Genomic DNA, 13,859 nt, shown 5'->3' on the forward strand with positions numbered 1-13,859 from the left:
CTACCGAATATACATCATCCGGGGAACGGCGAACACGACATTAACACGTCATTTCGATGACATACCGCCTTCGTTCGCAAACTGGATACACTTCCTCCCGCCCGGATGAGCTGCCCCGCATACATGCCGGCAGCGGCTATCCCTGCTCCGGCTGCCTTTCGTCCACCGCCTTTACGTCGTGTACACCGAATTGAACAGCACATAATCGGTGGTCAGGTCCGAGCCCCAGGCCACTGCCGTGGCATCGCCGTCGCACATGTCCATTTTCACACTGATGTGCGATTCGCGCAGCAGCTTTTTCATGAAGTTCCGGTCGTATTTGACCGGTTTGCCTTTTGCAAGTACCTTCACCCGCTCTTTTTCATTGCCCAGATAGAGATCCACCGTCGTGTAGTCGAACGGAACGCCTGCATTACCGGCCGCCGAGACGATGCGTCCCCAATTCGGGTCACGGCCGAACATCGCGGTCTTGACCAGGTTGGAGCTGGATATGTTCCGGGCGAGTTTACGCGCTACCGCTTTGTCCGGCGCATTCTCTACCCGGTATTCGACAAATTTGGAGGAGCCCTCTCCGTCGGAGATGATCAGTTTTGCAAGATGCTGCATCATCTCCCTGAGCTTGTTGCGGAAGACCTTGTAGTCTGCGTGGTTCGCATTGGTCAGCCGGTCGTTGCCGGCCTTGCCGTTTGCCAGCACCGCAACCATGTCGTTGGTGGAGGTGTCTCCGTCGACGGTGATCATGTTGAACGTGTCATCCACCGCTTCGGAAACCGCCTTCTGAAGCAGTTTCGGCTCAATATCAGCATCCGTCACGATAAAACCGAGCATGGTGGCCATGTTGGGGTGGATCATGCCGGACCCCTTCGCGATACCGGCCATATTGACCTCCCGGCCATCCAGCGTAAACTCCAGAAACCCCTCTTTGGCAAAGGTGTCGGTGGTGAGAATTGCGTTGGCGGCAAACGAGCCCGCCGACGACCGGTTGGTCAGCTTGGGGGCATTTTCCCTGATGCCTTCCACGATATCCTCCGTGGGGAAGGGTTCACCGATCACACCGGTGGAAGAGACAATCACCAGGTCCTCATCGATCTCCAGGCTTTCAGCCAGGGTTTTCACCATTGCCTGGGCGCCTTCGTACCCCTGCTCGCCGGTGCACGCGTTCGCATTGCCGGCATTGACCACAATGGCCTGGGCCAGCCCGTTCTTCACATGCTCCCGCGATATTTTGATCGGTTCGGCAATGACCTGGTTCTGAGTGAACACCGCGCCAACACTGGCGGGTACATCGGAATAGATGATAGCCAGGTCTCTTCGCAAGGATTTGACACCCGAATGGGCTCCCCAGCATGTGAACCCTCGTACATTGGTAATATTTTTGATCATATCGATATGATTTTTTGCCGGACTGTTACTTTCCGGTTTGATTATAACGTTAATTAGATCTGCGACTCGCATCCGGTCCACCGGCCGGTTACCGGATTGCCTGCAGACGAAACTCCCGAGGCTGTCATCGCCGGCGGGTGTTCCTTACCGCCGGCTATCTTCATCATCGACAGTCGCGATCGGGAATGCGGATACCGGGCACCCGGAGGAGATCCGGTTCCGCTACAGCCGCCTTACGGGTTGATCGGCACCTGCCCGAGCCCCTGGGCCTCATCAAAGCCAAACATGACATTCATATTCTGAACGGCGAGGCCGGCCGCCCCCTTTACCAGATTGTCAATCGCGCTTATGATGATCACGTTTCCGGTGCGATCGTCATAGTCGACGTAAATATTGCAGTAGTTGCTGGCCCTGACATCCTTCAGTGTGGGCGGATTCTGGCACAGCCTGACAAACGGCTTGCCCCGGTAATAATCGCGGTACATCTCTTCCAGGCGTTGTTTCCCGTTGCCGGCCCAGCCGGATTCGTCCTCCGGCCGCGCATACACGGTAGTCAGGATACCACGGTCCACCGGCAGCAGGTGCGGGGTGAACTGAACCGGTCCCAGGCCACCTGCCACATCTTCCAGAATGCTCTGGATCTCAATGGTATGGCGGTGCGTCTTCACCCCGTACGCCTTGAAATTGTCGTTCACATTCGAAAACATGTTGGTGGCGGAGGCCTTGATCCCCGCGCCGGTCACACCGGTTTTGGAATCAATGATGATGCCGTCCCTGCGGATTTCTCCGGATGCGGTCAGAGGTGCCAGCGACAGAATCGCGCCGGTCGGGAAGCATCCGGGATTGGCGACCAGGGCCGCATTGCGAATCCGGTCGGCATAGAGTTCGGGCAATCCGTACACGGCATCTGCAAACCCCTGCGGATAGACGTGTTTTTTGGGATACCACTGCTCATAGACCTCCGGCGAGGCCAGACGAAAATCCCCCGAGAAATCAACCATGCGGAAGTCACGGCCGGCAAACCGTTTTACGTAATCCATCGACACCCCGTGCGGAAGCGCCAGGAATACCAGATCCAGATCGGTATTGTCTACCTGATCCGCTTTATGCAGCACATCATCCACGATGCCGTGAAAAAACGGATGGACATCCGAAAATTTCTCTCCGGCCCGGGACTCGGAGGTAATCAGGGCGATCTCCACCCCCGGATGCTGCGCGAGTATACGTACGATTTCCGATCCGGTGTAACCGGTAGCCCCGATAACACCAACTTTCTTCCTGTTCATCATAATATTATCAGCTTACATTCATTTGTTTTCAGCACTGTTTTCGTGCATCCGTATGTGTTCCTGCCGGCCAGGCGGCCTGGTCCTGCACACGGCAGTAACTGCTGCCCGGCGTAAAATCGGCAACATGATCCGGGTTGAGGCGGAGTGATTGATTCAGAGGATGGTTGTGCCGACGGGTTCGCGCCTGCCGACCGCCAGCAGCTGTTCGGGGTCGGTTCCATTCAGGATGACAGCCGAGCGGGCACCGTTTTTGAGCGCAATGGCACAGGCTTCTGTCTTGGGGATCATCCCCCCCTGAATCACTCCTTCCTCTTCCAGTGTTGCGATATCGGACGCCCGGAGTTCGGTCACCAGCGACGACGGATCGTTGATGTCCCGCAACAAACCGTCAACGTCGGTCAGTACAATGAACTTTTCGGCTCCGAGCGCTCCTGCAAGGTGACCGGCAAACATGTCGGCGTTTACGTTATATTCGTTGCTGTCCACATCGGCGGCCAGACAGGCAAGCACCGGGATGTACTCATGATCCAGCAGCAGATGGAGCAGGTGCGTATCCATGCTTACCACATCGCCAACCTGACCCAGGTCGTGCTCTTCGACATGGCCATCGACCTCTTTTCTGTGCATCCGCTTGACCGCCGTGGCAATTTTTCCGTCTTTGCCGGAAAGCCCAACCGCTTTGTAGCCTAGCTTATTGACCAGCCTGACCAGCGCGCCGTTGACCTGGCCTTTCAGCGCCTTTTCCACATGCTCCAGCGCTTCAGGGGTGGTTACCCGGTGCCCGTCTATAAATTCCGACTCGATATTGGCCTGAAGCAGCGCCTCCTTGATAAAGGGTCCGCCGCCATGAGCAATTACAACATTGAAACCGTAGTTCTGAAGCAGGCAGATATTCTTGACGACCTGCTGCCTGAGAGAGTCTTCGGTCATGGCATTACCGCCATACTTAACAACAATAATCGGTTTTTGCTGATCCATTTTTTCGTTTGGATGACTATTTCTTTTCAATCCTTCAAAATACGGTATTCTCGGGACGATATCGAATCGGATTGCCCGGCCAGCCCTGCTGCGGATCCGGATGATGCGGTTCGAAGGCAAAGGCAAAAAGGGTGGCACGGGCAAAGCAAGGCACCGGCAACCGGATCATTTACACGGAACGGGACTTGCAAATCTGTTCAGCAGCCGGGTACAGGCTTCCGTAACCGGGGTACAGGCTGCGATCTGCCAATGGCGTGAGGTACGTTGTCTTCGGACACGATTCCAGGTGGCGGCCGGGTACGGGCTGCGGGGCTGCGACCCGAAGCCGCATCAGAAGAACGTGAAATAGAAGAAGGTGACGGCGACGAACAGGAACACGATGGTCATCCCCCCGCCCGCTTTAAAATAGTCGCTGGTACGATATCCGCCGGCGGTCATCAGCAGCGCGTTCACCTGATGGGTGGGCAGCACGAACGAATTGCCGGCACTAACGGCGGCCAGCAGCACCAGGGGGCGGGGATCCACCCCGGCCAGCGTACCGATGCTCACCACCAGCGGGGCGAGCACCACAACCGCGCCCACATTCGACATCACCAGAGAAAAAATGGTCGACAGCAGGGCGACTGTTAACAGCAGCAGATAGATGTGGCTTCCCTCCACTACGATCATCACATTGCGGGCCAGGAACTCGGCTGCTCCGGAGTTTTGCATGGCCACTCCGAGCGGTATGAGTCCGACGAGCAGAAACACCACCTTCCACTCAATCGCCTTGTAGGCATCCTGGATGGTCATCACACGGGAGAGCACCATGGCGATCGCACCGGTCAGAAACGCGATGGAGATGGAGAACCCGGACATTGCCAGGCCGATGGCCAGCAGAAAGCTGCCGACGGCGGGCACGGTCCCGGACCGGTCACGCGGAGCCACCTCAAACGGGGTGACCACAACGAAGGGATCGCTGTTTTGAAGATCCCGGATATGAGGCCACGGGCCGTAGATGATAAACGTATCACCGGGTTGGATCTCGTGGTCGGAAATATCGCCCTGGATTTTTCTGCCCTGACTGAAAATCATCAGCGGTTCCACCGCATAGCGTTTGCGCATGGAAAATTTGCGGATGGTCTGGCCGACCAGCTCCGATCGCGGTGGCACTACCACCTCCACAAAGCCCGACTCATCGGGGTCATCGAGACTGTGAAACATGTGATGATCACTGGCCGGCTCCAGTTTATGCACCGATACAAACTCTTTGATGCGCTCGTCATCTCCGTAAAGCGCCAGGGTCTGATCCTGCTCAAAACGGGTCTCGCGCCAGGGGGCGTAGTCGGCGTACTGATCGTGGGAAAGCGCCAGGATGTTCAGGGCGTAATCGCGCCATACACCGGATTCTTCGACGGTTTTTCCGATAAGCGGACTCTCTCCGGGGATGCGGAAATAGCGGATGTTCTGCGACAGGCTGAAGGCGTCAATCAGTTTTTCCTGCTCGGTTAGCTCCTGCCGCGCCTCGCCGGAACCCTGTGGCAGCACAAACTTTCCGAACAGCAGAAAAAACAGGATGGCTGCAAGCAGAAGAGCGATTCCAACCGGTGTGACCGCAAAGAGTCCGTAGGGCTCCAGATCCGCATTCTGGAGCAGATCGTTTGTGAGGATCAGGTGGCCCGAACCAACCATGGTGAGGGTTCCGCCGATGATCGCGGCAAAGCCAATCGGCATGATCAGCTCAGAGGCCGAAATCTTGATGCGGCGGGAGATGTCCAGAATACTCGGCAGGAACAGAGCCGCGGCGCCGATGTTCTGAATTACGCCGGAAAGTGTGCCCACCGACAGGGAAAATACCCCGAGGATGCCGGTTTTGCCGGTACCCACCTTGCGAAGCACCGCCTTTGAAAACCGCGACATGATTCCGGTGCGCGATATCCCCTCCCCCATGATCATGACGGCAATCATCGCCACCACGGCATTGCTGGAAAAACCGGAAAGCGCCTCGCTGGTGGAGAGGATCCCGGTCCAGCTCAGGGCCAGCATCGCCAGCAGTGCGGTTACGTCGATGCGGATAATCTCCGTAACCAGGAAAATGACTGTCAATCCCATTATTGTGAGAACAATCAGTATTTCGGCATCCATAGAATCGGCGATTGGTTTTCAGGGTGGCAGTGAGTTTCGCTGCCAATAGTTCTAACCACTGGTTATTTCTGTCTTCTTGCTTGTTTTATAGCTGCAGAGGATTTCGCTGCCTTCCGCTTCTGAAAGTTGAAAAAATCGGGACGGATGGAGTCCCCAACACCCGACTGTTTTGAAAGTCACGGCTCGGACCCGGTTGACGCCCTGCATCCCGGACGCGACGGACTCCATGTACCGAATATCGCAAAAAACATCAGATAATGAACCCGGGCCTTGACAATATATAAAATATATATTTATTTCGATATATGAATATTGTTTCTGTGACGGGGATTAGGTAAACTGGCGTCATTGGTACCGGGCGGATGCAGGTCGTCCTGGTGCCCGCTGCTGTCGGCGCAGGCACGTAAACGGTCACCTCTATGCGGTATCGTTTAAAAATCATCCTGACTGCTGACAGCGCCAGTTCCGTAAATGGTCGGAGTGATCCCCGGAGATCGTCGCCGGGGGCAGTTACCCCTCCGCCCGAAACCAAATAGTGATACCCTATGACCCGACAGGAAGCGGAAAAATTGCTAACAGAGTGGATATCCGGTGATAATCTCCGGCATCATTGCCATATGGTCGCCGCTGCCATGGAAGGATATGCGCGTCATCTTGCCAAGAGCCCGGACGAAACCGACCGGTGGTGGCTGGCCGGTCTGCTTCATGACCTCGACTGGGAGAAGCAGCCGGATGAGCACCCCAACTATGCGCTTGCGCACATCTTCCCGCAAACGGACCTTCCCGAGGATGTTACCGACGCTATTCGGGCGCATGCCCCCGAACGTACCGGTGCCGAACCGGAAACAGAGATTGCGCGATACCTGTTTGCCTGCGATGAAATCAGCGGATTCATGCATGCGGTTTCCCTGATGCGGCCTGAAGGGTTTTCGGGAATGAAGGCCAAGTCGGTAACTAAAAAGATGAAAGACAAACGGTTCGCCGCCAATGTGAGTCGTGATGACATCCGCAAGGGTGCGGAACTGATCGATTCCGATCTGGGGGATCATATTCTGTTTCTGGCAGGGGTCTTCGACGCTGAAAAATAATATTGAATAAAAACAACGTTTTGTTCACGGAAAAAGCGGGGTCGTGCGTCTACTTCCTGTACCGCCCGACGCTCAGGTCCGGGTATTGCCCCTTCACTCTGTCGTACAGCTTTTTCCGTTTATGTCTCTCTTTTTGGTGTCAGCTTCAGCCTCCGCGCACTCCATGGCCAAAATCGCAACGGCCATCTCCCTCACCACGCTCTTTCTTCTGTCGGGAATATCTGTTCAGCCGGCGGAATCTTCCGCCCGGATACCGGCAAAAAGCTCCACAACCGGGTCATCTGCACTGGGCGACAACCGTGTCAGCCAGACGCACACCGACATCCCTCCGGTTCACTGGGGTGAAGAAGGCCGGCGCGAGAATATGATCGAAACGGCCTCCTCCCCCGCCAACCGCTGGAGGCAATATGGAAACACGCCGCTGCCGGATCCAGAGTACGCCACTCACGGTCCGCTGGTACCGGCATTCCCGGGCGCGGAAGGATACGGTGCCTACTCGTTCGGCGGGCGGGGCGGAACGGTTTACCGGGTGACCAACCTCGACAACAGCGGTCCCGGTTCCCTGCGCCGGGCGGCCCAGGCTTCGGGACCTCGCATCATCGTGTTTGATGTCTCCGGCACCATCGAGCTCACTACACCGATCCGCGTCTATCACCCCTATATGACCATCGCCGGGCAAACCGCTCCGGGTGACGGAATCACCGTAGCCGGACAGCAATTCGATGTACGAACCCACGATGTAGTCATCCGGCATATGCGCTTCCGACATGGCAATGACGGAAGATACAGCGATGACGAATGGACCCTTCGGGTCAGAGGCGCGAACTACGTAGTACTGGACCATGTCACGGCAACCTGGGGAGTCGACGGCAACCTGGGAGTAACTCACTCCGACAACATAACGGTGCAGAACAGCATGCTGGCCAAACCGCTGTACCGGTCGGTCCACGAAAAAGGGAACCGCGCCTATGGAGCCCTGGTGCGCGGGCGCCATGGTGCACGCTACAGTTTTCTGGCGAATCTGTGGACCAATCACCGGGCAAGGGTACCAAGACCCGGCAATTACGTTCCGTTTTTACAGGATCCCGACGGACTGCAAATTGATTTTCGCAATAATGTGATGCTCGACGGCGTGGGCGCCAATTACGACGATGACACCGTCACCAAGTACAACTTTGTGAACAACTACGCTCTGACCAACTGGCGGCTCATTGAGCAAAGCAGATACTCGCAGGGGTATTTCGAAGGAAACTTTCGGCAGGGGTCGATTCCCGCCGATCAGTACAGTATGGTTCAGCTGGGTGGCAACATCAGCCGAAGCGACCACGAACAGTCGGAACCGTTCGATCCGGGTCCGGTTACCACTCGCAGCGCCCATGAAGCCTGGGAATTTGTCTCCTCGGAAGCCGGGGCCTGGCCGAGGGACGAGCATGACACCTATGTGCTGCAGGAACTTGTGAACTACCACGCCGAGCACATCGAAGGCAGTGAGGCCCCTTACAGCCTGCCCGCATGGTGGCGAACCGGCCGCATTGACCACCAGGATGAGGTCGGCGGCCTCCCGAACCTGGAAACCGCCCGTCTGCCGGCCGATTCGAACCAGAACGGCATCCCCGACTGGTGGGAAGAAGAGCACGGCCTTGACTCGAGCGATCCGGACCTCGCCGTGCGGGATGACAACGGCAACGGGTACACCAATATCGAGGATTACCTGAACTGGCTGGCCAATCCGGACGGCCTGTTCCTGGATCGTCACCCGAGATACGGCGGAGAGATAGATTACGTTCCTCAACCGCCCGACCTGATCCAGCCTCACCAGCACGCTGCAAACGTGGATTTATCCCCCCACTTTCTCTGGAGCACCTCCGAAAGCTCCGATCAGTACCAGCTTCGGATCTATGAGGGGATCAATGCCGAGCGGCTGGTGGTGGATACGACCCTTGCTGAAACCGGGTTGCATTACCCCGGCGAGCTTCAGCCGAACGAAACCTACACCTGGGCCGTGCGTGGCATCAGCCCGGATGGAGAACCCGGCATCTGGTCAAGTTCGCGCATGTTCTTCACGAGGCATGTCACCTCTGCCGGCAGCGAAGAAGCCGTTACGGAATACCGCCTGGATGCCAACTACCCGAACCCATTCAATCCATCCACACTTATCGGATTTGCCATTCCGGAGCGGGGCCATGTAACACTGGAAGTATTTGACCTGACCGGCAGGCGCGTCGCCACGCTGGTCGACGAGACCCGGGAGGTCGGACACCATACCGTCACGTTCGATGCATCACAACTGACCAGCGGTGTCTACCTGTATCGCATGCAAACGGACCGTTTTGTGACAACACGCAAGCTGACGCTCATCAAATAGTATCATATTGCCACAGGCTGCCACAGGAGCTTTTATCCTCATGTAAACCGACAGTCAGGGGGATTCTCCTGGGGTGATACGAATCTGACTTAAAATGATTGCGGCGGCGGAACGTCTCCTCTGATTTTAAATGATTGCGGCGGCGTATCATCACCCGGTGCCGCGTTGCGAAGGAAGCGCGCATTCGGAAATTATGAGCTGTTTTTGAATGGCCGCGCCTTTCCGCGTGTTGATGTTGAATAAGTAGCACCGACTTCAATTGCTGCACCCATTTATTCTACCAAACCGCGGAGAGAATATGAGCACACTGAATGGAAAGCGCGTTTTAATGTTCGTTGATGATGTATACGAAGACCTGGAGCTTTGGTACCCCAAGCTGCGGCTCACTGAAGAAGGTGCCGAAGTGGTGGTTGCCGGTCCGGAGGAAGGGGTCGTTTACAAGGGGAAACACGGGTATCCTTGCAGGTCGGATGCAGCCATTGCCGATATGCAATCCGGAGATTTCGATGCGCTGGTGCTTCCCGGCGGGTTTGCTCCGGACAAGCTCAGGCGGGATCCCCGCGTACTCAAACTCACCCTTGAATTCCATGAAGACGGCAAACCGCTGGCGCATATCTGTCATGCCGGGTGGATTCCCATTTCGGCCGATATCATGAAAGGATACCGGTGCACCTCCACACCGGGCATCAAGGACGACCTCAAAAATGCCGGTGCCGAATGGGTGGATGAAGAAGTGGTGGTGGACCGTCACCAGATCAGCAGCCGCAACCCCAACGACCTTCCCGCGTTTTGCCGGGAAATCATCAAGCTGATGAGCTGATTTATCCGAAAACCTGAGCCGAGCTGATATGCCCGAAGAGCGGAACTGATTTATTCGAAGTGCGGAGCAGCGGGCCGGAACCGGATGGCGCGGTGGGCGGAGGTCACCTCACCCCATCCACCCAAGAAAAAGATACCATCCGGTGAGCGTCAGTATGGATGCGGGGGTTCCGATGCCCACAATCAGTGAGGCCAGCCGGGGATTGAGGCCGTAGCTGGTGGCCAGTATCGAACCGGTGACCATCGGCGGCATGGCTGCCATCATGATGCTCACATCAAACGCCAGGCCTTCGCCTCCCAAAACCATCACATAGAGAACAAACAGGAGGAGTGGGGCCAGAATCAGTTTATAGGCCAGTGCCGATGAGAGTGGGTTCAGGATAGATCCGCCGGTGGATCCGAGGCGTATCTGGAGTCCGACGGAGATCAAAGCGATCGGCGTCAGGGTCGCGGCAAAACTCTCAAGCACGCCAAGCACCACCCCTCCCGGCTGCACATTCACAAAATTCATCAAAAGCGCCGCCGTGAAAAAGATAAATGGAGGAAACGTGGCGACCTTCCGCAGCACCACTCTTTTACGGGTCTTGCCGGTAGCATAGATGCTGGCGACAATCACACCCAGCGTGCTGGTTACTACAAAGGTTCCGGGCTGGTCAACCATCAGTGCAATTTGGAGTCCTTCGGGGCCGTACAGGGCTTCCATCACCGGGAAACCTACAAACGCGGTGTTGCCTAGACCGGCAGTGAGAATGATGCAACCGGCCGTCTTCCGATCCCACCCCATCCGTCCGGAGAGCGCACGCACCAGCAGCATGGAAGCGAAAAACACGATCCAGGCCGTTGCGACCGGAAACAGCAGATCGGCGGCAATTTCCATACCGGGTATGTGGATGAGCGCCAGCGAAGGCAATGCGACATAGATCAGGTACTGATTCAGGGCCAGATGGGTGTTCTCCGGGAATGCCGGTATCCGGCGAATCACCATACCGATCAGCAGGCTGACGGCAATCAGTGCAAGGGGTGCTACAGGCTCCATCAACTGAAAAAAGATTGCGGTTTCGATTACATATCAGGTCGGTCCGGGCGTGGCAACACGTCGGCTTGGACCATGCTCTAATATAGCATGTCGACAGCGAATACTCAGCCCCGGAAATCAAAACGGCAGACGGTTTTCGCAAGTTAGTGCCCCGTTTGGTGACTTTGGATTGCTTTACTCCTGCCGATGGTGTAAATACGGGCGGTGCGTTTCCGCGGATCCGAATGCGCCGGGTCCCGTGCACCTCATGCGCGGACATGCCTGGCGGCGAGGGGAATTGGCAATCAGGTTGCTGCCATACCGTCGGTACTCATGCGCGGATACGCATGCCCGCGAGGGTCGTAAGGGCGTATGACGCGGCGGCGATGCCCATCACCACACCGAAACCGGACTCCAGCGCAACCAGCGTCGCCAATGCCGTGGCCGAGACCGACAGGCAGCTGTCGATGCCGCAGGCCCAGGGAATCTGCGACGCGTTGCTGCCGGACAGCAGCCGCAGGCCGAAGGGAAACATCATCCCCATGAAAAAGGCCGGTGGCGCAAGAAGGATGGTAACGCTGATGATTTTCAGGACCAGTGGCCACGACATGCTGATATCCAGCAGCGGCATGAGCAGCAGGGAGTAGGCGAGCACAAGCGCCACAATAGTGCCTCCGGTCCGCAGGAGGATGCGCCGGGTCGGCGTAAACCGTGAGGAGGCGTAGCTTCCGGTTCCGGAAAAAAGCAGCAGCGCAGCCAGCACGGCGGCGGTCGCGTACACAGGCTGCCCAAGATAGAGAACCAGCTTCTGGATGAGCACCATTTCAAAAAACATGAAGCCGGTCCCGATGCCGGCGAAATAGAGAAAAGTCCAGCGGCGGCGGGTACCCTGCCATCCCACCCGAAACAACGGCAAAAGAATCAGCACCACCGAAGCGAGAACAATCTGGACAAGGGTCACCCCTGCCATGACAAACCCCAGTTCCATATACGGCAGCTGATCATCTCCGTACAAGTCGCGCAGTTCGGGGATGCTGCTCCAGGAGATGGAGTGGGAGAAAAAAGGGCGGTTGTCGGTGGCCGGGCGCACGTCAAACACATAGCTGTCGAACAGGGAGTCGGGGTTTCCGACAAGAAGCGTGTCGACATGATCGAAAAAGGAGCGATCCTGGGTCCGGTTGAATCTGTCGCGTTCCTCCGGACGAATATCCGCCAGGAAGAGGGGGTCGAAAGAGCGTTCTTCGGAAAAGCGGCGCGCCGTTTCCCGTTCCTGTTCGGTGAAAGGGGAACGGCTGAGCATGTAGGTGATGGTGCCCCAGCTGCGGATGGCCATGATATGGTCGCCGGGCCGGCTGATTCCGCGCTCATCGAGCAGCCGGCGCCAGGTGGCCGGAAGCTTGAGTGTGGCCCGTGCCGGGTGTTCGGTCCATATGGTCGATGCGATCATTCCATGCGGGGCAAGGCGGTCCCACATCTCGTGGAACGCCTCCAGTGTGAGATGGTTCTGCTCCTGCAGGGCGTTCAGGCCGGAAGTGCCGCCGAAAGCTCCTATTACGGGCAGGATGATGAGGTCGGTCTGCAGCCCCGGATTAGCGGCCATCCAGGAGCGAACGCTGTTGCCGTGAAGCGATACCCCCGGCTGATGGTACAGCGAGTCGTTCCATTGCGGATGCTCTTGCGTCAGAAGGTGATTGGCCCGGCGGTGCGGCTCGACGGCATGGATCCGGGAGACGCCGTGATGAACCCCGTGCGAGACATCGGTACCGGTCGCGGCATGGAGGACCACCATCGTATCCGGACGGCGTACCGCGAAGGGCAGCCCCCGGGTGGAATAGTCCAGGATATGGCTGCCGTTTTGAGCGCTTTTCCCCAGCAACGTGCCAAAATACTCCCCGTTGTTGAACACGACGTCTCTGACCGGCGGAGCGTCACGATACTGCAGGCTCAGTGAGGGGGCAAAACGCTGCGCAGGAGCGCTGACAACCTGCAGCAGTCCGTATGGGCTCGAACGCTCGAAGGTCACTTCCGCCTCGGGTAACTGAAGGGCGCCGTATATCGCCTTGTACTCGGATGTTTGCGGCACCACTGGATGAATAAATCCGGCCAGAGGCACCAGCAGCGACAAAACGATGGCTACAGTAAACCTGCGTCCCGGAAGACGAACAAGCCATGCGGCGAAAAGCACCAGCAGCGACAGCAGCGAGGCGGTTTCAGGCAAAGGCATCAGCCAGAACAAGGCGATGGCAACCACGCCGCCCAGGGCGGACCCGCCCAGATTAAAAAAGTAGATGGTCCCGATTTCAGAAACCTGCCGGTAGAAAACCAGGGTGATTGCCAGGCCTCCAAAGAAAAAAGGCAGGCAGTATACCAGATAGGAGAAGATCATCACCCCTATCTGTGACCGTTCAAAAAAGAGAAGAAACGCGTCGAAATCACCGAAGACGCCGGCCATCCAGCCGGCAGCCGCCATCGAGACACCGCACAGGAGGTAGAGTACCGGCAGAGCGGTGTCGAAATGTCGGTTCATCCATTCCCGGAAGAGTGCCAGGAATGTGCCGGCCGCTCCAAACCCCAGCATCGCCATGGATATCACCATATATGCGAAATGGTGCCACTGTGTGATGGAGAGAATCTGCATGATCACCAGCTGAAAGGCGATCAAAGCCATGGAGGTGATGCCGATGGAAAAGGGAACGGCCGCGCTTCCCGGCGAGGAGAGATCGGACCCACGCTCACTGCCCGGATGAGCGGAAGCCAATAATTTCTGGATACGATTCCGGAAAAAGTTCATGCCATAT

The 13,859-nt window shown here is 57.0% G+C and carries 9 protein-coding genes; 3 read left to right on the forward strand and 6 right to left on the reverse strand.

Annotated features, from left to right (window positions below; translation table 11 throughout):
* Positions 1 to 171 precede the first annotated feature (171 nt).
* From argJ to QA596_07020, 4 genes are all read right to left on the reverse strand, one after another.
* Positions 172 to 1,383 carry a bifunctional glutamate N-acetyltransferase/amino-acid acetyltransferase ArgJ gene (argJ, locus tag QA596_07005; protein MDG5767206.1) on the reverse strand — a complete coding sequence of 404 codons (1,212 nt, stop codon included), beginning with the start codon at positions 1,381 to 1,383 and terminating at the stop codon, positions 172 to 174.
* A 233-nt stretch (positions 1,384 to 1,616) separates the two neighbouring features.
* Positions 1,617 to 2,672 (reverse strand): N-acetyl-gamma-glutamyl-phosphate reductase, encoded by a 1,056-nt coding sequence (argC, locus tag QA596_07010; protein MDG5767207.1) that lies wholly within the window; start codon positions 2,670 to 2,672, stop codon positions 1,617 to 1,619.
* A gap of 153 nt (positions 2,673 to 2,825) precedes the next feature.
* Positions 2,826 to 3,650, reverse strand: coding sequence for an acetylglutamate kinase (argB, locus tag QA596_07015; protein ID MDG5767208.1), 825 nt, complete (start codon positions 3,648 to 3,650; stop codon positions 2,826 to 2,828).
* Positions 3,651 to 3,980: 330 nt separating this feature from the next.
* Positions 3,981 to 5,786 (reverse strand): SLC13 family permease, encoded by a 1,806-nt coding sequence (locus QA596_07020; protein MDG5767209.1) that lies wholly within the window; start codon positions 5,784 to 5,786, stop codon positions 3,981 to 3,983.
* A gap of 533 nt (positions 5,787 to 6,319) precedes the next feature.
* Between QA596_07020 and QA596_07025 the strand changes: the two genes are divergently transcribed.
* The 3 genes from QA596_07025 (at position 6,320) to QA596_07035 (ending at position 10,047) form a co-directional block, all read left to right on the forward strand.
* Positions 6,320 to 6,862, forward strand: a complete 543-nt coding sequence (locus tag QA596_07025) for an HD domain-containing protein (GenBank protein MDG5767210.1) — start codon at positions 6,320 to 6,322, stop codon at positions 6,860 to 6,862.
* Between the two features lie 163 nt (positions 6,863 to 7,025).
* Positions 7,026 to 9,227, forward strand: coding sequence for a T9SS type A sorting domain-containing protein (locus QA596_07030; GenBank protein ID MDG5767211.1), 2,202 nt, complete (start codon positions 7,026 to 7,028; stop codon positions 9,225 to 9,227).
* A gap of 298 nt (positions 9,228 to 9,525) precedes the next feature.
* Positions 9,526 to 10,047 carry a type 1 glutamine amidotransferase gene (locus QA596_07035; protein ID MDG5767212.1) on the forward strand — a complete coding sequence of 174 codons (522 nt, stop codon included), beginning with the start codon at positions 9,526 to 9,528 and terminating at the stop codon, positions 10,045 to 10,047.
* 108 nt (positions 10,048 to 10,155) lie between these two features.
* Here QA596_07035 and QA596_07040 read toward each other — a convergent pair whose 3' ends face one another.
* Together QA596_07040 and QA596_07045 are read right to left on the reverse strand one after the other, a co-directional pair.
* Positions 10,156 to 11,082 carry an AEC family transporter gene (locus tag QA596_07040; GenBank protein ID MDG5767213.1) on the reverse strand — a complete coding sequence of 309 codons (927 nt, stop codon included), beginning with the start codon at positions 11,080 to 11,082 and terminating at the stop codon, positions 10,156 to 10,158.
* Between the two features lie 310 nt (positions 11,083 to 11,392).
* A complete protein-coding gene (locus QA596_07045) occupies positions 11,393 to 13,852 on the reverse strand; it encodes a hypothetical protein (protein MDG5767214.1) in 2,460 nt (819 codons plus the stop codon).
* Positions 13,853 to 13,859 lie beyond the last annotated feature (7 nt).

Source organism: Balneolales bacterium ANBcel1, from assembly GCA_029688905.1.
Taxonomy (GTDB): Bacteria; Bacteroidota; Rhodothermia; order Balneolales; family Natronogracilivirgulaceae; genus SLLW01.